Annotated in this window: 23 protein-coding genes; 6 read left to right on the top strand and 17 right to left on the bottom strand. The window is 34.4% G+C overall.

Going from position 1 to position 20,484, the window contains the following annotated elements:
* Positions 1-142: 142 nt before the first annotated feature.
* The 11 genes from vgrG to ACNRYB_RS17080 all read right to left on the bottom strand — a co-directional run bounded on the left by vgrG (position 143) and on the right by ACNRYB_RS17080 (position 9,558).
* Positions 143-1,942, bottom strand: coding sequence for a type VI secretion system tip protein VgrG (gene vgrG / locus ACNRYB_RS17130; RefSeq protein WP_473728044.1), 1,800 nt, complete (start codon positions 1,940-1,942; stop codon positions 143-145).
* Entirely contained in the window at positions 1,942-2,616 is a 675-nt protein-coding gene (locus ACNRYB_RS17125) for a CIS tube protein (RefSeq protein ID WP_008469165.1), read from the bottom strand. The genes vgrG and ACNRYB_RS17125 overlap by 1 nt, the downstream gene beginning before the upstream one ends.
* A gap of 196 nt (positions 2,617-2,812) precedes the next feature.
* The gene (locus tag ACNRYB_RS17120) at positions 2,813-2,983 is read right to left on the bottom strand and encodes a DUF5908 family protein (protein ID WP_164085593.1); all 171 of its coding nucleotides are present in this window, start codon (positions 2,981-2,983) and stop codon (positions 2,813-2,815) included.
* 6 nt (positions 2,984-2,989) lie between these two features.
* Positions 2,990-3,460 (bottom strand): phage tail protein, encoded by a 471-nt coding sequence (locus ACNRYB_RS17115; protein ID WP_129748275.1) that lies wholly within the window; start codon positions 3,458-3,460, stop codon positions 2,990-2,992.
* A complete protein-coding gene (locus tag ACNRYB_RS17110) occupies positions 3,447-3,917 on the bottom strand; it encodes a phage tail protein (protein ID WP_008469163.1) in 471 nt (156 codons plus the stop codon). Before ACNRYB_RS17110 ends, ACNRYB_RS17115 begins: the two co-directional genes overlap by 14 nt.
* Before the next feature lie 49 nt (positions 3,918-3,966).
* Positions 3,967-5,544 (bottom strand): phage tail sheath family protein, encoded by a 1,578-nt coding sequence (locus tag ACNRYB_RS17105; RefSeq protein WP_473728043.1) that lies wholly within the window; start codon positions 5,542-5,544, stop codon positions 3,967-3,969.
* 36 nt (positions 5,545-5,580) lie between these two features.
* Positions 5,581-6,402 carry a hypothetical protein gene (locus tag ACNRYB_RS17100; RefSeq protein WP_473728042.1) on the bottom strand — a complete coding sequence of 274 codons (822 nt, stop codon included), beginning with the start codon at positions 6,400-6,402 and terminating at the stop codon, positions 5,581-5,583.
* Entirely contained in the window at positions 6,399-6,968 is a 570-nt protein-coding gene (locus ACNRYB_RS17095) for a Pvc16 family protein (protein WP_473728041.1), read from the bottom strand. Before ACNRYB_RS17095 ends, ACNRYB_RS17100 begins: the two co-directional genes overlap by 4 nt.
* Before the next feature lie 359 nt (positions 6,969-7,327).
* Positions 7,328-8,188, bottom strand: coding sequence for a helix-turn-helix transcriptional regulator (locus ACNRYB_RS17090; RefSeq protein ID WP_473728040.1), 861 nt, complete (start codon positions 8,186-8,188; stop codon positions 7,328-7,330).
* Positions 8,189-8,581: 393 nt separating this feature from the next.
* Positions 8,582-9,388: a GlxA family transcriptional regulator gene (locus tag ACNRYB_RS17085; protein ID WP_473730249.1), complete on the bottom strand. Its 807-nt coding sequence runs from the start codon at positions 9,386-9,388 to the stop codon at positions 8,582-8,584.
* 14 nt (positions 9,389-9,402) lie between these two features.
* Positions 9,403-9,558 carry a hypothetical protein gene (locus tag ACNRYB_RS17080; RefSeq protein WP_473728039.1) on the bottom strand — a complete coding sequence of 52 codons (156 nt, stop codon included), beginning with the start codon at positions 9,556-9,558 and terminating at the stop codon, positions 9,403-9,405.
* Positions 9,559-9,698: 140 nt separating this feature from the next.
* Between ACNRYB_RS17080 and ACNRYB_RS17075 the strand changes: the two genes are divergently transcribed.
* Together ACNRYB_RS17075 and ACNRYB_RS17070 are read left to right on the top strand one after the other, a co-directional pair.
* The gene (locus tag ACNRYB_RS17075; protein WP_129748269.1) at positions 9,699-10,010 is read left to right on the top strand and encodes an EthD family reductase; all 312 of its coding nucleotides are present in this window, start codon (positions 9,699-9,701) and stop codon (positions 10,008-10,010) included.
* Positions 10,011-10,262: 252 nt separating this feature from the next.
* On the top strand, positions 10,263-10,505 hold the full coding sequence (locus ACNRYB_RS17070; RefSeq protein ID WP_473728038.1) for a hypothetical protein: 243 nt from the start codon (positions 10,263-10,265) through the stop codon (positions 10,503-10,505).
* 12 nt (positions 10,506-10,517) lie between these two features.
* Here ACNRYB_RS17070 and ACNRYB_RS17065 read toward each other — a convergent pair whose 3' ends face one another.
* From ACNRYB_RS17065 to bioB, 5 genes are all read right to left on the bottom strand, one after another.
* Complete coding sequence (locus ACNRYB_RS17065) at positions 10,518-11,021, bottom strand: DNA-deoxyinosine glycosylase (protein WP_473728037.1); 504 nt, start codon at positions 11,019-11,021, stop codon at positions 10,518-10,520.
* A 195-nt stretch (positions 11,022-11,216) separates the two neighbouring features.
* Complete coding sequence (locus ACNRYB_RS17060; protein WP_473728036.1) at positions 11,217-11,936, bottom strand: GIY-YIG nuclease family protein; 720 nt, start codon at positions 11,934-11,936, stop codon at positions 11,217-11,219.
* A 275-nt stretch (positions 11,937-12,211) separates the two neighbouring features.
* Entirely contained in the window at positions 12,212-12,463 is a 252-nt protein-coding gene (locus ACNRYB_RS17055) for a hypothetical protein (RefSeq protein ID WP_473728035.1), read from the bottom strand.
* Between the two features lie 115 nt (positions 12,464-12,578).
* On the bottom strand, positions 12,579-12,989 hold the full coding sequence (locus tag ACNRYB_RS17050; RefSeq protein WP_473728034.1) for an XRE family transcriptional regulator: 411 nt from the start codon (positions 12,987-12,989) through the stop codon (positions 12,579-12,581).
* A gap of 215 nt (positions 12,990-13,204) precedes the next feature.
* Positions 13,205-14,206: a biotin synthase BioB gene (gene bioB, locus ACNRYB_RS17045; protein ID WP_473728033.1), complete on the bottom strand. Its 1,002-nt coding sequence runs from the start codon at positions 14,204-14,206 to the stop codon at positions 13,205-13,207.
* 199 nt (positions 14,207-14,405) lie between these two features.
* On the opposite strand from bioB, the gene ACNRYB_RS17040 reads away from it, so the two are divergent.
* A complete protein-coding gene (locus ACNRYB_RS17040; RefSeq protein WP_473728032.1) occupies positions 14,406-15,179 on the top strand; it encodes an SDR family oxidoreductase in 774 nt (257 codons plus the stop codon).
* A 14-nt stretch (positions 15,180-15,193) separates the two neighbouring features.
* Here the strand turns inward: ACNRYB_RS17040 and ACNRYB_RS17035 are convergent, their stop codons facing one another.
* On the bottom strand, positions 15,194-15,664 hold the full coding sequence (locus ACNRYB_RS17035; protein ID WP_008469149.1) for an Lrp/AsnC family transcriptional regulator: 471 nt from the start codon (positions 15,662-15,664) through the stop codon (positions 15,194-15,196).
* Between the two features lie 188 nt (positions 15,665-15,852).
* Between ACNRYB_RS17035 and ACNRYB_RS17030 the strand changes: the two genes are divergently transcribed.
* The 3 genes from ACNRYB_RS17030 (at position 15,853) to ACNRYB_RS17020 (ending at position 20,337) form a co-directional block, all read left to right on the top strand.
* Positions 15,853-16,668, top strand: coding sequence for a 2-oxoadipate dioxygenase/decarboxylase family protein (locus ACNRYB_RS17030; protein WP_473728031.1), 816 nt, complete (start codon positions 15,853-15,855; stop codon positions 16,666-16,668).
* Positions 16,669-16,707: 39 nt separating this feature from the next.
* On the top strand, positions 16,708-18,261 hold the full coding sequence (amaB, locus tag ACNRYB_RS17025; protein ID WP_473728030.1) for an L-piperidine-6-carboxylate dehydrogenase: 1,554 nt from the start codon (positions 16,708-16,710) through the stop codon (positions 18,259-18,261).
* A 69-nt stretch (positions 18,262-18,330) separates the two neighbouring features.
* Positions 18,331-20,337, top strand: coding sequence for an MGH1-like glycoside hydrolase domain-containing protein (locus ACNRYB_RS17020; protein ID WP_473728029.1), 2,007 nt, complete (start codon positions 18,331-18,333; stop codon positions 20,335-20,337).
* The last annotated feature ends 147 nt before the right edge of the window (positions 20,338-20,484 follow it).

Raw genomic sequence — 20,484 nt, 5'->3', positions numbered from 1 at the left:
TTTTTGTTTAATTGGTTAGTTGTTTATTTGTTTAATCGATGCTGTGTAGCTTTGCCAAAGTTTTAAACTTTGATAAAGCTTAAATTGTAATCATTCGCAATTCATAACTAATAACTAATAACTCATAATTCATAACTCATAATTAGTTAATCATGACCATCGCGCCTTTCAAGGTCAATTGCATTCCGCCTGAGACTTGTGCCATTTGTCCGCCTTGAGCGCTGTATTGCATATCTGCGTTTTCTTTGATGTTAAGGCCTTTTATAGCAACATCTCCGCCACTTGACTGTATGTTGACACCTTGATTTCCTTTGATGGTAACATTTTGATTTGCCGAAATGTTGATGTTTTTTTGGCTTGATAAATCAATTCCACTGTTAGACATTACGATACTGTTATTGTTTTCGTCCTGAATGGTGATTTTTTTGTCTTTATCACTAATGATGATGGTGTTTTTATTCGGTGTGGCAACAGTCCATACTTTGTTTTCATCATCAAACTGCACCGATATTCCTGATTTGGAAACAATAGCTTTTATTGAGTTTTTCTGATTTGGATCTAAACCTGTAAAAGGTTTTATGCTTGTACTGCTGTAGACGCTTCCGAGAATTATAGGATAACGCGGATCTTCATTTATAAAACCTAAAATGACTTCGTCTCCAATTTCGGGCATAAAGAAAGCACCAGCTCCACTTGTCGAATAAAAATTGGTAAGCCTTGCCCAGATTCCTTGCCCTTTTGGATCCAATAACGGAACATCGACTAAAACTCTATATTGAGAATCAGGATCTTCATACATTTGTTTTACGGTTGCATTAAAGAGACCTTTTGCCCCAGGAACGAGACCAGAAGCGGGTGGTGCCATAACATCTGGCTCTTCAGTAAACCAAAAAGGAGAAAGTCCAAGCGAAACTTCAGAAACCCAGTTTCCTTGCGACAAATCGTGTACAACTCCTGCAATTAAGTAATCGCCATTAAAGCGATCTCCAAGACCGGCGAAGGTCATATATTTTCCGGGATCAACTAAATTTGTGCCTTGAAATTTGGCTTCTCCCATTATTTTAGAATATTCACTTTTAATAATCTGTGCTTTTGACCAATTGGTTAAATCTGCGTTTTCTAGTGGGGCAGAAGTCTGCAGTTGATAGGTCGAGAGTCCGACAACTTCAGAAAGTTTTTTTGTAGTTAAATTTCCTGATCCGCTAACATCTGGTGTTGCATTACCCGTTACAACGGCTTGGGTTTTAAAATCCCAGCTATTGGCGGCCACATTTCCTAACTGCGTAACGGCATTTAGTTTGGCATTAAATTCAAGCAAAGTATCGCCATACGTTACGGTAAGTACCGATGTAGTAGTTTTATCAGGAGGAAATACAGAAATTTTTCCGTTTAAAGTGGTTACGATTAGTCCATTTGCTTCGGCAAGAGCCAAAAGATAATCCCAATCGGTAACATAAAATTGTACTTGTTCTGGCCAAGTTGTGCTTGTAGCAGTAACATCTGCGCTTAATCCCGAATAGTTTCCTATAAGAGACGTCATAATATCACTGTCTTTTTGTTTTGAATAAGTAAGGCTTTTTCGGCCCACAATCATTTTTATGGCGTTGTCACGGCATTCAACTTCTAGAGCCGATCCGACAAGATTATCAACGCGAATGGTCTGGCTCATAATTACACCAGAGAAAATAACTGCGTTGGTATTATCATATCCAGCTTCAATGCTGATTGATGCTCCTGGAACAAAAGTTGCGGAAGAACTAGCATCAAATTTACCAGTATTGGGTTCTCCGTCTAGAATGGTAACTTTTGCAGAAGCAATTCGGTTTACTTTTTTTTCTATATGTACAGAAAGCACACTTAGTTCATCGGCTATTGGTGAACCGTTGACTTTCACAACAAATGTTGCGATTCCGCCACTTTTTATTTCGGTTGAGGCACTCATTAATTAGAAGGGTTTATAGGTGGAAAAATTAATTTGTCGATACCATTTAGGTTTCTGAATTTGTTAAGTTTATTATACTCTGCGACCTGTATGTAATACGAATCATCGTTCCATACTTTCTGGCACAGCTGTGGCAATGACATTCCTTCGGAAACACTTACAATGTGGGTAAGATCTGGAGATTCTGGAGCATCTGTTCTAGTTACTGTTTTTGGAGAAATGTAACGGCTAAATGACAGCGATATCTTAGCTCTAAGCGGACTTCCGTCTGGTTTAAACAGAGTGTAAGAGATGTCAATAGAATCGAGTACTCCGTTGAATGTGATATTCTGTCCCCATTGTACTTTTACAAAATTCGGACGGTGTATTTTTCCGTTGTAAGTGTAAATAATCGTTTCTAAAGCAGTTATTTCTTTGGCCATATCGGTACGTTTGGCATCTATAATTCCGGTACAGTCTATTACCATTTCAAAGCTCAGTTTATCGCTTGGAGTGCTTTTGTACTTTTGCGAAGCCGAACTTGTTGCGGGTGCTTGCTGCTCGTTGTATTCGATGCTTTTCTGTATTTTGATATTGTCAGGATTAATCATAAAGGCATACGGACTTCCAGAGAATTTGTTTTGAAATTCTTCGTCTGTGTATCCCGTAATTTTCATTAATTCTAAACTTGCCATTGGTTTGTTATTTTAAGTTTAAATTTTTTAAAGCCTGTTAAATATTTTCTCTCGCAGATTTCGCAGATTTTTTTTAATCCTTTTGATTGTGGTTAAAATTATTTCACGCAGATTTTAAAATGGATTTAAGCAGATTTTGCAGATTTATTGTTTTTAATCCTTTTAGTCCTTTATCCCGATTGCTATCGGGAGTTGCTTAACGTTTATAGCTATTCTCCTGATTTTTCTCTGCAATTAATCTTTTACATTCTTCCAGTAGCTGTTTTCTCAAAATGGAAAATTCTCTTTCTTTGGTCAGAGCCAAATTCTTCGCATTTGTTGTTACGATTTCTGTTTTGATAATAAGTTCTCTTATTTCGATTGGCATATGGGTCTAAGTAAAAAGTTTATTAAAGTTGGTATCCTTAGAAATGTCAAAATAGGTGTAAGCCAGTTCAATAGATTCTATCGCAATATTGCTTTCCTGAGAGTTTAAGTCAGAAACAGAATATTTTACCGGATAAGCATTGTTAAAAGTCCATTGCATGCATACTACACCAGAGGCATTGAGCAATTTTAAGATTACATTTTTGGGCTGTATTGGGTTTGATAATCCTTGATCGATGCAGTTGGCGCACCAATTGACCAACTGAGATCCTGCAGGTACCATGGCTCTTTTAAGCACTAAGTTCTGACTGCTAGAAATGGTTGGGAGGCGATATTTAAATCTATTTTCGCCTCCGCAAACAATTTCTTCTACGCTTAGTTCTTTAGAAATTCCAGATACCTCTTTGAAAGCCGCATCTACACCCGCAAAAGAGAGTGTAAAATAAAAGCTTACAGGATAATCATTACTTACCGCCATTTTTAATGATCAGTTGTTCGTGTGCAATTTCTATAGTGTCTACTGCAACCTCGTTACCGTCAGATTTCAAATCGGTGCTGGTGATTTTGGTTGGCCAGGCATTGTTTAAAGTCCATTGCATGGTGACACCGCCTTTTTCGTCTAACAATTTTATTAGAACGGTTCTTCTTTTAATGGTGTTCATTACGACTTGCTGATGCCAATCCCAAAAAGTATTATCGTTTACAAAAATTCCGCGTTTCATGGTTACGTTTCCATATTTGGTAATGCCAGGCATTTTTTCTACAGAAAAAAGAGGACTGTTACTTTTGCGATATTCTATAATTTGATTTTCGACATCCATTCCTGTAACTTCCTGAAAAGCTACTTTTGTCAATTCTGTTCCAAGATCTACTTCGAATCTAAACTTTGGCATGGGCCATGTTGCGCCTTGTACGCTTCCGTCATCTGTTGCCATATTATTTTATTTTAAATTAAAAATTTGCTTAATTAAGAGTATTATTTGATTAACTAGAAGTTGCCATTTGCTGTTGAAATGTCAGAACGATAAATTCGGCAGGATGAACAACAGCAACTTTTACAGTTACATTCATGAAACCATTTAGTATATCATCTGCAGTCATTGTCGAACCTAATCCGCAGGCTACAGAAAAGGCTTCAGAAGCGCTCGCTCCCTGTAAACCTCCTTGTTTCCAAATAGAACTAAGAAAACTGCTGATCATAGAAATTACAGCTTCCCAAGTGTTTTTATCATTAGGCTGAAACACGTAAGCCTGAGCTGCGAGTTTACAAGATTGCTCTAAGAAAATCATAGTTCTTCTCACAGGGATATATCTCCAATCCTGACTGTTTCCGTCTAATGTTCTGGATCCCCAGATTAAAATGCCTAGACCGTTAAATGTTCTAATCGCATTAATTGATTTACCAGAAACAGCATCAACGTTTAAATTGGCTTGCTGGCTTTCAGAAAGAGAAATTGGCAATGATGATACACCAACAAAAGAAGTATTTGCAGGAGCTTCCCACGGACCAACAGCATTATCTACAGTAGTAATAACTCCTGCCATAGCTCCACTTGGAGGAAGAATATTGGCATCGGCCAAAATATGCTTAATCATGAGAGAGTAAGTCTGGCTGGCAATAAGCAATGCATTGTGATTTTGTGTCACAGTCAAAGTGCTTGACGGACTTTGGATATTGGCAATAATCGATGCAGCGGCTGGGTTAGGAGCGCTTGGTGGATTAAGAACTGCTTCAAGCTGTTTCAAATCTCCGCCAAATAAATTTGTATAATCAATATCAGAAGTCTGCATTATCGTAGTTCCTATGAAAGGATAATAAGCCATTCCATAGTTTAACCCAACAGAACCTGTATTCATTCTGAAATTGGTAATATCTTCAGTATACAAAATAGGATCAGGAGCATCACCGCCAATAATGTCAAACAAACACATTGAAGTCTGCATTTGTGTAGCCTGAAGCAGCATAGATTGCATTAGAGTTCCGTTGTTTTCTACGCTTAACAAAGTAGCTTCTGGGCAAATGTACATGGTTGGCTCTTGTTCATTCAGCAATAAAGAAAGACCTTTTGTCAAATCATTCAGCTGTACATTTGGATTTACAACCGGAATGCCTGGAGTTCCTGCTTTTTGTGACGGAGGGCCATAAGAACCAACAGAAACAATATAAGCATCTCCACCGCCATTTTCATAAAATAGTCTTACGCTATTGTATAAATAATAAACCGTGTTAGGATCTGGAACAATTGAATAATATGTTCCTGCAATCAGCATGTAGTCTCCCTTTAAGGGCTGACTCTTTTCTGCTACCAGATAGTATTCAGGGCTGTATTGTTTTGACGGACTTGCTGGCGCAGGTGGATCCGGCAAACAGAAAAAAGCCTGAAAATCAGCAAAAGATGTGATTTTTACTGGCACATTCGTATACGATTTTCCTTCGTATGCGGCCTGTGGTGTGTACCCTATAAATGCTGGTATAGCCGTAGCAACTCCAACAACAGAATTGGGAAAAGCATTTAATTCTTGAATGTAAACACCAGGAGTTTGAATGGTAGATAAATTCATTGATTTTAGTTTTTAATGTTCATTTTTAATAGTTTTTTATAGATAGATATACATTGGTGATGCGACTTGATTTTGGTCGCTATTCTCGATAATTCCGACTCGGGAGACATCTGGACACGGAAGTCCTTTTATAATGACTTTGGGCTTTATATTGTTTTGATTTGCAGATGATGAACTGTTTACCAAATCAAATTTATATTTTGGCTTTTCGCTAAGTGTGATATAGGTTTTATTGGAAGTAAACAATAATGCGGATTCTCCGGTTTGGATTGTTACATTTTGCGGTCCGTCAAATTGTATGTTTTCCTTTTCTGTAATCGAAGGATTATTAAGCTGTACAGCATTTTTATTGATAAAATAATATTGCCATTGTGTTGCCCTTGCGATAAAGTTTATTTCAAAAAGAGGAGAATGGGCTGTTAGTATATCTTCGAAATAAATTTTTAAATGTCCAAAATGAGAAGAAACTGGTTTGTTTTCTAATGTTTGGTTTAAAATTATTTTACCATTATTGTTTAAGTTTTTAGGATCCTGACTGGAATACGTAATAGCTCCAATCCAATTGATTGGCAATGTGGTAAAGAGAATAAAGTTTGGATTGCTGCATTTGATATCAAACTCAAAATAATTTTGCTGCGTTGTCGTAGAAATATAATTTAATAAGTCTGATAATGAAGATTTTGTGTTAGAATACAAATCAAATCCGTTGGAGGCAACATTCATTTTGAATCCGAATTTTTTTAATGTTTTGTCAGTCTTATGATTGGGAATAAAGTGGAGACAATTGCATTTTCCGTTATCAAAAAAAGTATGATAAGCAGCAATGCTAAAGATTTGTATGTAATTGCTCTGTATCATTTGACGATTTTATTACTGGTATTTTTTACAGACGGTATGATTTCCATAATTTCGTGCGCCTGAACTTTTATCAGTTTCATTTTATAAATAATCGAAGGCTGATATTTCGCTGCCATCGCTGTCCATAAACTGTGCATCTGATGGTAAGAGATCTTCTCGTATTCAAATTCTAACCTGCTTAAACCGTCTGGAATAGAAGAGGAGGACGAAGCATCGATATAATTATTAATCTGAAAGAAGACAATTATGGCGTCTAGAAATTTTAAAGATTCGGTATAATCTTCAAAATTACTGCTGATTAGCAAGTCTATATTATATCTTTCTGTTGGATTGAAATTGGAATAGTTGCCGCTTTCTAACTTCTGATTTCTGATATAAAAAGGCTGATTGGTTTCTTTTTCAATATTGATAAGAGATAAAACCACTTTGTTCTGATTTGCTTTTGGCAAAGTCCCGCTTGGTTCAATGAGATAATTTAAGACGGTTTTGTCTTCGGTCAAACCAAAACTGTTTTTTAAAAACTGTCCCAGTAATTTATTCGTAAATTGAAGTGCCTGGTTGATCATCGCATTTAACTCTAAGAATTAATGAAGTGCCGTAACTATTAAGTTAGCTATTGGTTCTTGTAAAAGTAGCTGAGAATTAGATTTGTAGGGAAAATTGGCAATGTACTTTTTGTAGACAAAACCATAAGCGATTATCTATTTTTTGTAGACAAAATGTAGACAAAGTTTTTTTTGTCTATACTTTGTTGCAGATTGCAGTTTAAAGCCATAAAATTCCGTTCTGCACGTACAGAAATATTTTGAGAATAAGTATAGATTTAAAGAAATGAAAAAAATAAAAATTGAAAGCGCGAAGCTATTTTTGTAATGCTGAGGTATAAGAAAAGCATACAAATATTAGAAAAAATGAAGGAAGAATTTTAAGAAACTGTTCTTAGGTATGAAATGATATCATCTTCTTTTTTAAGCGTTAATTTCTTTTTAAGACGATATTTATGAGTGCGAACGCTATCTTGATTTATGCCAAGCAGATTGGTAATATCATTGTTGCTCATATTCATTTTAATATAGCAGCAATATTTTAAATCCCTAGAACTTAAAGAAGGATGTTTTTTGGCAAGAGCAAGAAGAAAATTAGGATTTGACTGTTCAAAATAGATTTTAAAATCATCCCAAAGTTTATTGTCGTTTGCAACGGTTTTGATAGAATTTACAATAGACATTAATTCAATTCTCGTCGCATCGTCAACATTGGGGTAGAGGTAAGAAATGCGTTCTTTTATCTTTAAGAGAACTTCAACCTTTTGATCAAGTTCCATTACATAATGGCTTAATTTGTCGGAATCGTTTTTCTGAATTGCTGCTTCTGCAAACGATGCGGCATGTGTGTTTCGTGATTCTGTTTTTTTTAAAAGAAAAATAGAGCGTATTCTATAAATTAGAAAATCAGTATTCTGAATCTGATTAAACGGATAAGTGAAAACGATACTTTGTTTAGACCAGCATAAGGATTCGCATTCATAATTTTGAGTCAGATATAAAATTGGAAGATCCCTTTTGTCAGAACTGAAATTGGTGTCATTTAAAACAAGTTTGTTTTGTTTAAAACCCAAAATTACCAAATCAGGATTTAAAGAGTTTATCGTATTCTTTAAATCAACTCCTCTCGAAACTGTGACCGTAGAAAAAGCATAATCAGAGACTATAGATATTGCATTCAATATCACAGTCAATATAGTGATATCGTCACATCCAATTACTATAGATTTTTTTTCGAGCATCTTTGGGGTGTTTGTTGCTTCTTATGTAATATTAATTTTTAATACGACATACGAAATGAAAAATAAATAATAATATTTTCTTGCCATAAAGCCGATTTAATATCCAATAGAGTTTAACTAATAGTTTTTAATACAAAAAGTCATTTCTCTACTAAACATTAAAATGGTTTTATAACTTGATTTAAATTCAATTAAAATATTTGGATTAAATAGCGGCTTGTAAAAAGGAGTGTAAATTTATTTAATCTATAGGAATATTACTATGAGTAGTATTACGTGTTTTTGCATTTTCTGTGTTAATTAACATTTTTTTAATCAAATAGAAAGACTTTCAAGAAGACCAGATTATATTTTGGACTAATTGATTTAGAAAGAGAAGTTTATGATAGAAAATTAGGCAGCGCCTTTGTGGTATTTCTTTTTGTATTCCATGGGCGGAAGTCCGGTAATTTTTTTAAATGCGTCTCGAAAGGCTTTTACATCAGAATAGCCAACTTCGTACATAACTTCATTTACCGTTTTGCGGTCTGTTTCAAAAGCTTTTTTTGCCGCTTCAATTTTTACTCTTTGAAGGTATTCGCTTGGAGTATTTCCAGTTGCCTTAATAAATCTTCGATCAAAATTCCTTCTGCTCACATTAAATTTATTAGAAATATCGCTCATAGATAATTTTTCTCCCAAATTTTGCTCTATATAAGATTGCGCAAGAAGCACCATCTCATCTTCATGTTTCTTCTGACCAGAAAAAATAATAAATTGAGATTGTGTACTTCGGTTCATTTCAATCTGAAACACCTTTGCACAATAAACTGCTGTAGCCCTGCCGTAATATTTTTCGATTAAGTAAATCATTAGATTTAGAAAAGAATAGGCACCGCCATTGGTATAAATTCCATTTTCATCTGTAATTAATTCGTCAATTTGCAGGTTTATTTTTGGAAACATTTTGCTGAAATTTTCCTTGACAGACCAGTGTGTTGAACAGCTTTTTCCATCCAGAAGTCCAGATGCGGCAAGCATAAACGCGCCTGTACAAATAGTGGCAATTTCGGCACCTTTTGTATATTGTTTTTGAAGCCATTGCACCAATTCGTCATTATGTTCAAGGGCAAGATTATAATTATGGTTTAATGAAGGAATAATGATAAGATCGGTTTTATTGACCTGAGAAATATGAAGATGAGGTTTTACAGTAAAGATTCCTTGGTTGAATTCTACTTTTTCAGAAATTCCAGCAAGCTGAATATGAAACAGTTCTTTTTGCCATTTGCTCTATAAAAACCATTTGCTTTTGTAAAGATTTCATAAGCGCCCGATATGCTAGAAAGATTATTATCTCCTTCAGGAACTATTATAGTAAGTTGTCTCATTTTCTTTTTTTATATAAAGGTATTAAAAGTTGCTGTCCAAATACACCATTAAGAATGTCTATTTTTCATATTAAACAGTTCAAGATTTGCCCTTAAATTTACTTTATGCAATTGTCTAACATTCTAAACAAATCCATATCATGGCAAAAATGACTGTAATTTACAAAACGCCAAAAGACATCAGTTCTTTCGAAAAACATTATTATGAAGTGCATATTCCATTAGCCAAAAAACTTCCAGGATTAATAAAATATGAAGTAAGCAATGGTTCAGTTCGGTCAACAACGGGACATTCGGATGTATATCTGGTAGCCAATTTATATTTCGATTCTTTAGAAACGATGATGGAATCTTTTAAGTCAGATATCGGACAGCAATGCGCCGCTGACCGCAGGATTTTAGCCAGTGATGATGAGGTGCAGATTTATATCTATGATGTGAAAAATACCTAATTTTTCATTGTTTCATTTTAACGGTTCAAGGTTCATTTTACTATTTCTGGTTTCAGATTATAATCTGAAACCATTTCCAAAGGTTCAAAAAGAAAGATTAACATTTTTCATTTTAATTTTAAGTATTCTTTCAATGCAAACTATTTTATGGTATAGAATAAAGGATTGATTGAAAACAGACAATGCTTAAAATTGAGTATTGCAATATGAACTTTTAAGGTAGAATACAGTATTAATTTAAATACAAAACCTATGGCCGCCATTCCCGACGAATTGTACAATGTTAAGTTTGCAGCGTATTTTGATTCAATGAAAGAATTGTATATACTCGATCAAAAATTTAAGGTAATATGTGATGCTTACTGTGTAAGTACTGCTAAAACTGAACTTTACAAAGATAGAAGCGAGAAAAACTATCGTCGTAAGATGAAGTATGAAAATTTGTCAAGGGAATTAGAAGAAGAAATTCTTTTCTACATTATGCGTAATAGGTAATTGTTGGCGCTATTAATCTTCATTTTTTGAAAGCCCTATTTTCGATACGGCTTTCCACTGTTCCATTTTTTCAGCTTTGGTTAAACCTGCATTTAGTCCGCTAGTAGAGGGTAGGATTGTATAAGTAATTCCTTCTTGCGGTACAGTATGTTTGTGAAAATATTTTGCTGCGGCTTTGCTTTCAAAAAAGACATACTTGATATTCGGAAACTGTTTGTGTAGACTTTCAAAATCATTAATAGTTTCTTCTGTTATTTTAGCGTCGCTACTTCCTTCTCTTTTGCAGCTTTTAAGAACATTCCAAAGACCAATATGGTATTTTGCTAGAAATGCTTTTCTATCTTCATAAGAAGTACTGAATTCTTCTTCAAAAACAGCAAACATAATCTTCCAGAAAAGATTGCCCCTGTTGGCATAGTATTCTTGCTTTGCAATAGATTGCTCACCTGCCATAGTACCCATAATTAGGATAATTGTGGAATTGTCTATTAATGGTTGGAGGGCTTGTTTTAGCATTACTTTTTTCTGTTTTTTTTTATTGCCTTGTAAAATTAAGGATAACTGAAAAGCTATGCAATCTCAAAAGCTTTCGGGATTGCGCAGCACTAGCAGAAACACTTTGCGTAGCAGAGGGAAGAATAATGAAAAAAGAAATTTTCAATAAATGATATTCGCAGATTCAAGATAAAGTATGGTTTATAGGAACTACCTTTAGACATGATTATTTAATCGAATCTTCATAAACTCGTCAATATCTATTAAATCTTCGAGATGTAATCTAAACCATTCTCCACGAATTCGTTTATCACTGTATTTTTTGTGCAATTCTTTTTCGACTTCCTTACTGCATTCCCATACGGCTATCAAATGAATCGCAGGTTCTTGAGAATGAAGTGTTTTTTCTCGATAGACTGGTTTTTTACTTGTTCCTATTTTAATTAAAGCAGTATCATCATTTACCATTAAATAAACATATTCTTTGCCACTTGTTGTAGTTATCCGATAGTTATTATTAAAAAAATCTCTATACAGTTCTACTCGATTAATCATTTCAATATTTTTTACAGGTGAGGTGCTTACTAAAACAGCATCTTTTCCTTGATAGTTTTTCAGTTCAAATGAAGTTGTAGTGAAAAAACCTTTTTTCTCTAAAAATGAGCGTACATAATTCTGAAAGATGTTGAAAGCATTTATAGCATCCAAGTCATTATAATCTTTGGCTAGAAGGTTACAAAAACGTAAAAGAAATTCAAAATAATCAGCATCATCTAAATCTAAACAGAGAATGTCGCCCTTTAGTTCATAGTCATGATTGATGTAAAACATTTCAACTTTATTTGGTTCGTCATCAAATGACCGAACTCCAAAGCAATGCTTGCTTATCCTAGAAATAACATTATTAATATCTCCCGTGTTTGCTGACTGATTCATTGCAAGAATGTCTTCTCTTGATAGTGTAAAACAAACATGGTTAAATCTGTCCGGCAAGTCAGTTAATTGTTGCATGTGATCTTAGTTAATTTTCGAATAATAATGTCTCAAAATGTTTTATGAATTGAAAAAAAATCTGTTTGTATTCTTTGAGTCAAATTTATTATAAATTCCTTGATTTTTAGTTTTATTAATTAAAATCAAAAATTAGCAAGTATTAGCATTTTAGATTGATTAATTCATTCCTAATTTGTCCGAAATATAGTTTATAAATACTACTTAAGTGTGCTGAGTATAGTAATAATATCATTTATGTTATGAGATGAAATATAATCTAAAATATAATTCTCGACCTCATTTTTATTATTTGATGAAGTTATAAAAGTATTTAAGTGTAAATCTTCCTTTTCATCGGCGATGTGGATAATTTCAGTATAGCTTCTGGAAATTAAAGTGCCCCGCTCTCCAAAGAGTTCCATGTGAAAAGCTGCGCAATCCCGAAAGCTTTCGGGACTGACTTTGCGCATTTTTTTTGCCTTAGAAATTATATTCTTGCTAAATCACTTTTTAAAAATAAAAAACATAAAAAAAGATACTTAAAAAAGTCTCTCTTATATATCGAACCAATATTTTGTATAAATCTTATTTGCTAATTAATTTCTCAAGCCTAGCCATCATTTCATCTTTTTCTTTCAGCATACGCTCATATAAAGCGATTTTCTCTTCGTGTAGTTTTTTTAATTCTTCTAATGGATTGATGTTGAATACAGGTTTAGCATTCCCGATGTAAGCATCTTTTTCAATATTGAAAGTATTAGAAATAATATTCACAGCCTGTTCTTCATCAAAATTCTGAAAAGCTTCAACAGGAATTTTTAATATAGCTGAGATTTGCTTAAGCAGGCTTTCTTCAATTGTATCTTTTTGTTCCAATATAGAAATTTTCTTTTGGCTCCAGTCTTCTCCAAGATCATAAGCCAATGCTTCTTGCTTAATGTTAAGCATTTCTCTGAAGCGTTTTATGTTTCTTCCCTGATGAATTTTCTGTTCCATATTGCGTTTTATTTTTCTATTGGCTCAAAGATAAAGCCATTTTGATGAATTTCAAAGATAGAAAAATATCCTATAAAATATTTTTTTGTCAGATATTATATCTGCTTTTAAATCACAGTACAAGCACTTTTATTTTCTGGTTCTTGAACTAAAAAAAACTGCACTATCCTGAAAATTTTCGAGATTGTGCAGTTTTACGGGCTATAAAAGGGTGATTAAAACTCGTTTTGAATTACAGAACAACTACTTTTACTTTCTTTAACCAAAGGTTTAAGCCCAAGATTCTGAAACATTTGCATATCTTCAGACAATCCAGGATTTGGCGTTACCAATAACGTTTCGCGTTCTCCCGTAAAAATAGAATTGGCGCCCGCCATAAAACACCAAGCTTGCTCTTCTTCGGTCATTTCGATGCGTCCTGCACTTAAACGAACAATAGACGCTGGCATAACAATACGCGCTGTAGCTATCATTCTGACCATATCCCAAAGAGGCACTTTTGGGTTGTTTTCTAAAGGCGTTCCTTTTACTCTCGCCAAAGCATTTACAGGAACAGATTCTGGATGAACAGGCATGGTAGCTAACGTTAATAGCATAGAAACTCTGTCGGCATTAGATTCTCCAAGACCAATAATTCCGCCTGAGCAAACCGTGATTCCTGCTTTTCTCACGTTGTTAATCGTATCCAAACGCTGATCAAATTTACGCGTGCTTATTATTTCATCGTAATAACTTTCAGATGTATCCAAATTATGGTTATACGCATACAGACCCGCTTCTTGAAGACGAATAGCCTGTTCTTCGGTAAGCATTCCGAGCGTGCAGCAAACTTCCAGTCCAAGATCGTTTACACCTTTTACCATTTCGATAACGCGATCAAAATCTTTATTATCTCGAACTTCGCGCCAAGCGGCAGCCATACAAAAACGAGAAGAACCGCCATCTTTTGCTTTTTGCGCATGTTCTAATACTTTTTCTGTCGGAAGAAGCGCCTGCACTTTAATATCGGTATGATAACGCGCTGCTTGTCCGCAGTAAGAACAGTCTTCTGGACAACCGCCTGTTTTTATAGAAAGTAATGTGCTAACCTGTATTTCTGAAGGTTTATGAAACTCTCGATGTACAGTAGCAGCCTGATAAACCAATTCTAACAAAGGCTGATCGTAGATAGCTTGAATTTCTTCTTTCTTCCAGTCGTGTCTTATTTGCGTGTTCATTTTATTTTGATATGCTTTAATGATTTTTAGTCAAAAGTATCATTTTGCTGTATCATCAAATTGTACCACTTTTTATATTTTGGGTAGACCGGTTACTAATGGCAGATTTGTTCTTCTTCAAAACCAAAATAACGATACCGAAACATTTTTGAGAAATAAAAGTTTTTTTTCTAATATAGTATCTTCAAATACTAAGCAGATGAATAAGATATTAGTTACGGGTGGAAACGGACATTTAGGAAAATATGTTGTTAGTGCATTAATAGAAAAAGGTTTCCAAACAGCAGTATTAACAACTCAAGCAAATTGTGAAGTTCGAAATGATGTGGAGTTTTTTACTGGAGATTTGGCTCAAAATCTTGGATTAAAAGAAGCTGCAAAAGGAGTAGAGGTCATTATTCATTGTGCAAGCAATCCGAAGAATTCTCAGCAGGCAGATATAAATGGCACTAAGAATTTGCTTGATGCAGTAGATAAAAATACAATAAAACACTTTATTTATATTTCTATAGTTGGAATTCACAAAAGCGATTATCCTTATTATCAAGCAAAATTAGAAGTAGAAAATGCCATTGCAAAAAGCGGTATCCCTTTTACCATTCTTAGAACCACTCAATTTCATGATTTTGTTTTTAATATCATTAAGGGATTAGATCAAAATGCCGAAAGCAATTCCATAACAATTCCTTCGAAAATGAGGTTTCAATCTGTAGCTGTACATGAAGTTGCCGAGTTATTGGCTTCTCTTGCATTAGAATCTCCAAAAGGTTTAATGGAAGATTTCGGTGGTCCAGAAGTGCTTCATTTTGAAGAAATGGCCAAAACTTATTTCCAAGTCACTCAGAATACTAAAAAATTAAAATTAAAAGAACCAAAAGATATACGCCACAAGTTATTTACTATGGGAATAAATCTGTGTCCAGATAATAATTTTGGAAAACAAACTTGGCATGAATATGTAATCAAACGATAATAAAACAGTTAGGTTTATACAGGAAGATTTTTCTCAAATGCAGAACCAAAAGAGAAAAAAGAATCGGTGCTTCCAACACCTTCAATTTGGTGAATTTGTTCGTACAATATTTTACGAAGTTCTTCATTGTTTGCCGCTACAATTTTGATAAATAAAGCATAATTGCCAGAAACCCAATGGCATTCTACCACTTCGGGAATTTGCTTTAGTTTTTCTGCAATTGAATAGGAGAAATGAGCTTCTTTTGTAACAATTCCGGTGTAGGTAATGGTTTCAAAACCAACTTCTTTTGGATCCAATTTTACAGAAAATCCAGTGATAACGCCAGATTCTTGCAGTTTACGAACTCTTAAATGTACCAACGAATTGGAAATGTTTAATTCGCGTGCCAAATCAGAAAAAGCTATTCTTCCGTTTTCGCTCAGTTTCTGTATAATTTCTCTATCTAAAGCATCAATATTTTCATTCTTTTTAATCGTTGCCATATGCTGTGCTGGTTTATGGATTCTATTATTTTGACAATTCTTTCGGTCAAACTCGTTTTCAAAGTGTCAAAATTACAAAAAAAAGAGTTCAAAGTGTCGAATTGTAAATAATCGTACAGGTATAATGTTATAATAACAGTATTATCTATAGATTTGTGTCAATATAACACTATCTAATAAACTTAAAAATGGATAAAAATCAACTACTTACGAAACTATGGGAGCAATATATTGAAATTACTCCATCGGCTTTAAAAATACATGAATTACTGGAAGAAAAAGGTGAAGAAATTTTAAACGACCATATTGCAATTCGTACTTTCAATGATAAACGTGTAAATATTGAAGTATTAGAAAAAGCTTTCATAAATGTTGGCTACGAAGCAAAAGGCGAATATTATTTTGAAACCAAAAAACTATATGCTAAACATTATGAAAATGCTTTAGATAAAAATGCACCAAGAATTTTCATTTCAGAATTAGAATTAGAAAAATGTTCTATTGAATTGCAAGAAACAGTGCAACAGCTTTTAGACAGTTGTGATCAAAATGTATTTAATGATCCAGATTTGGTATTAAGCGGAGCGGTTTGGAAAGGAAATTCGCAAGCGGTTTACAAATCATTGCTAGAAGAGTCTGAATATGCGGCTTGGATGTATGTTTATGGTTTTAGAGCCAATCATTTTACAATCAATACCAATGCTTTAAAAGGATTTAAAACTTTAGAAGAATTAAACAATTTCTTAGAAGCTAGCGGATGGGAACTAAATGCTTCTGGCGGAAAAATTAAAGGAACCCCAGAGCAGCTTTTAGAACAATCAAGCACATTGGCGGATTTGTACGATATTGATTTTGAGGAAGGAATATTAAAAGTGCCTTCATGTTATTATGAATTTGCGTTGCGTTATCCAATGTCAAACGGAGAATTATATCAAGGTTTTGTGGCGTCATCGGCAGATAAAATATTTGAAAGTACCGATGTAAAACTTCAAAAAACAATATAATATTCAGTTAATAGAACACGCACAACTAAAAAGTTTATAATGGCAATCGAAGAATTAGAAACTACTATAAAAGAAGCTTTAAAAGAATTAAATATAAAAGACATAAATGAAGGAACTTCAACAGGATTGAATAACTTTTCTAATGGAGAAATTCTAGAAAGTTATTCTCCTGTTGACGGAAAATTGATTGGAAAGGTTAAAACATCAACAGCAGCTGATTATGAAAAAGTGATGGAATCGGCTAACGAAGCTTTTAATCAATTCCGATTAATTCCTGCGCCAAAACGTGGCGAAATGGTACGTCAGTTTGGTGAAAAATTACGCAAGAACAAAGAAGCATTAGGAAAACTGGTTTCGTACGAAATGGGTAAATCTTTGCAGGAAGGTTACGGAGAAGTTCAGGAAATGATCGATATCTGTGATTTTGCGGTTGGGCTTTCGCGTCAGCTGCACGGACTAACGATGCATTCGGAGAGACCGGGACACAGAATGTATGAGCAATATCATTCTCTTGGAGTTGTCGGAATTATTTCTGCATTTAATTTTCCAGTAGCCGTTTGGGCTTGGAATACCGCTTTGGCTTGGGTTTGCGGAGATGTTTGTGTTTGGAAACCATCTGAAAAAACACCGCTTTGTGCCGTTGCCTGTCAAAATATTATGGCAGAGGTTATAAAAGAAAATAATTTGCCAGAAGGAATTTCGTGTTTAATTACGGGAGATTATAAAATTGGTGAATTGCTGACGAATGACAAACGTATTCCGTTAATTTCTGCTACAGGTTCTACTAGAATGGGTAAAATTGTTGCGCAGGTAGTTGCAGGACGTTTCGGTAAATCATTACTAGAATTAGGAGGAAACAATGCCATCATTGTAACACCCGATGCAGATTTGGAGATGACGATTATTGGCGCCGTTTTTGGCGCCGTAGGAACAGCGGGACAAAGATGCACTACTACACGTCGTTTGATTATTCATGAGAGTATTTATGATAAAGTAAAAGAAGCTCTTGTTTCAGCATACAAACAATTGCGTATTGGAAATCCGTTGGACGAGAAAAATCATGTCGGACCTCTTATTGACAAACAAGCAGTTGAATTGTATAATGAAGCTTTGAAAAAGGTTGTCGCGCAAGGAGGAAAAATTCTGGTTGAAGGCGGTGTGCTTTTTGGAGAAGGATACGAAAGCGGCTGTTACGTAAAACCTGCCATTGCAGAAGCTGACAACTCTTTTGAAATTGTACAGCATGAAACTTTTGCGCCTGTATTGTATCTGTTGAAATATTCAGGAACAGTAGAAAATGCGATTGAAATTCAGAATAATGTTGCTCAGGGATTATCTTCTGCAATTATGACAAATAATTTAAGAGAAGCCGAATTGTTTTTATCAGTTGCAGGTTCTGACTGCGGAATTGCGAATGTAAATATCGGAACATCTGGCGCTGAAATTGGTGGTGCTTTTGGAGGTGAAAAAGAAACTGGAGGAGGAAGAGAATCTGGATCTGATGCTTGGAAAATTTACATGAGAAGACAAACCAATACAATCAATTATGGTGTTGGCGTGGCATTATCTCAAGGCATAAAATTTCATTTATAAAATGAATTTTGCCAGTAATAGAACAAGTCCTATATTTAAATAAAAAACACCTCACAAAAATGAAATAACATGTACAAAAAGAAATTTTTTTTGATTCTTGTATCCTTTTTCATCATCTCGTCGGGCTGGTCTCAAAAAGACTTTCCCATTTTAGAATCAGCTAAAAACAGTATTAACTTTAAAGGAAATCCAGCAAATGCAACAGACAGAAAATCTCTTGCGTTTTCTGATAAAGGCGCTTGGTTCGCCTTCGGATTTTTAGATGCTTCAAATATTCAAGCAGGATTTTCGGGGCCATTTTTAATGACCGAACAAAACGGCGTTTGGTTAAGTTCTTCTTTTGTTTCATTGCAATTAAAAGATGAAAAAGGCCAAGATATTATCGACTGGAAAAGTTCGTTGGTAGCACAGGACAGTTACAATAGTCATCTAGAACAGCAGTTTAAAAATGAAAAATTAGAAGTAAAACAGCAACTGGTGTTTTTATCTGGGCATTCGGCTCTGCAAAGAACAAGCATTACCAATAAAACGGCAAAGACAATTACGCTTTTTCCGTCTTATAATGCGTCTCTTTTTTTAGATGATTTGCAATTGTCTAATGAGAAAAACACTTTAAAAATTGTTTCTTCAAAAAGTATCGCGGTTGGTTACATTCAGTTTCTAAAATCAAATCCAGAAATTGAAATAACTAAACAAGGATATAAAGTGCAAACGGAGAAACTGGTTTTAAAACCAAATGAAACTAAAGAAATTGTAGTTTCTCAAAGTTTTATTTTTCCTCAATATTCTTGGAAAACAGAAAATGAAACTATACAGGAAACAGTATTTACTACACTGTTAAACAACACACAAAAAGAAAAAGAAAAACAATTGGCACAGCTTATTGCCAAAAAGAAAAGTATTTACAAAGACCAGAGTTATTCAGATTTGGTTGCAAAATTGGTTTTGACCTTACAAAATAATACCAGAATTGCTGCGGAAGGATTGAAACATGGAGGTCTTTTCCCTAGTTACAATTACGAATGGTTCCATGGTTTTTGGGCATGGGATAGCTGGAAACATGCCGTTGCAGTAACCAATTATGATGCCGAATTAGCCAAAAATCAAATGCGTGCTTTGTTCGATTATCAAGATCCAAATGGTTTTATTCCGGATTGCGTTTACAGAAACAATCTTCTTGAAGAAAACAATTATCGCAATACAAAAGCACCGCTTGCTGCTTGGGCTGTTTGGAAGATTTATGAAAAAACAAAAGATAATAATTTTATAAAAGAGTTTTACCCAAAGCTAACTTTATACCACAATTGGTGGTACAAAGAACGCGATCACGATCAAGATGGTTTATGTGAATTTGGTTCGACAGACGGAACTGTGATTGCTGCAAAATGGGAAAGCGGAATGGATAATGCTGTACGTTTTGACGATAGCAAAATCTTGAAAAATGGCGAAAAAGCGTATTCATTAGATCAGGAAAGCGTTGATTTGAATTCGTTCTTATTTGCTGAGAAAAACTATCTCAGTAAAATGGCATCAGTTTTAAAATTAACTGATGAAGCTAAAAAATGGGAGGATGAAAGCGATGCATTAAAACTCAAAATTCAAGAGCAATTTTGGGATCCAGAAACAGGCTGGTTTTATGACACAACAATTGACGGCAAAACATTGATAAAAGCAATGGGATGCGAAGGATATTGTCCGATTTGGGCAGAAGTAGCTACAGCCGAACAAGCCAAATCAGCAAAAAACAATATGGTTGATCCAGCGAGTCTGAACACTTTTGTGCCTCTACCAACATTGGCTGCGAATCACCCAAAGTTTAAACCAGATAACGGATATTGGAGAGGACCTATTTGGCTTGACCAAAGTTATTTTGGCATCAACGGATTGGAAAAATACGGTTACACAAAAGAAGCAAACGAACTTGCATATAAATTGATGCACAATGCTGAAGGCGTTATGGACAAAGGAACTTCTATCAGAGAAAATTATCAGCCCGTAAACGGAAAAGGATTGGAAGCTTACAACTTCAGCTGGTCGGCTTCGCATTATTTAATGCTGCTTTTAGAGGATAAATAAATAAAGGTTGGTTTTTAACACATAGAAACATAGTTTACTAGACTCATAATTGTAGCGGTGAAAGACGTTACACTTTTTTTAAGCAAACATAGCTATGTGTTAGAAACTAGTTTCTTTCACTTTATCTTTTTTAGAAATAAAACTATG

The organism is Flavobacterium sp. CR10, assembly GCF_055814415.1.
The sequence above is the reverse complement of the archived record's forward strand: the minus strand, read 5'-3'. Positions and strand labels throughout refer to the sequence as shown.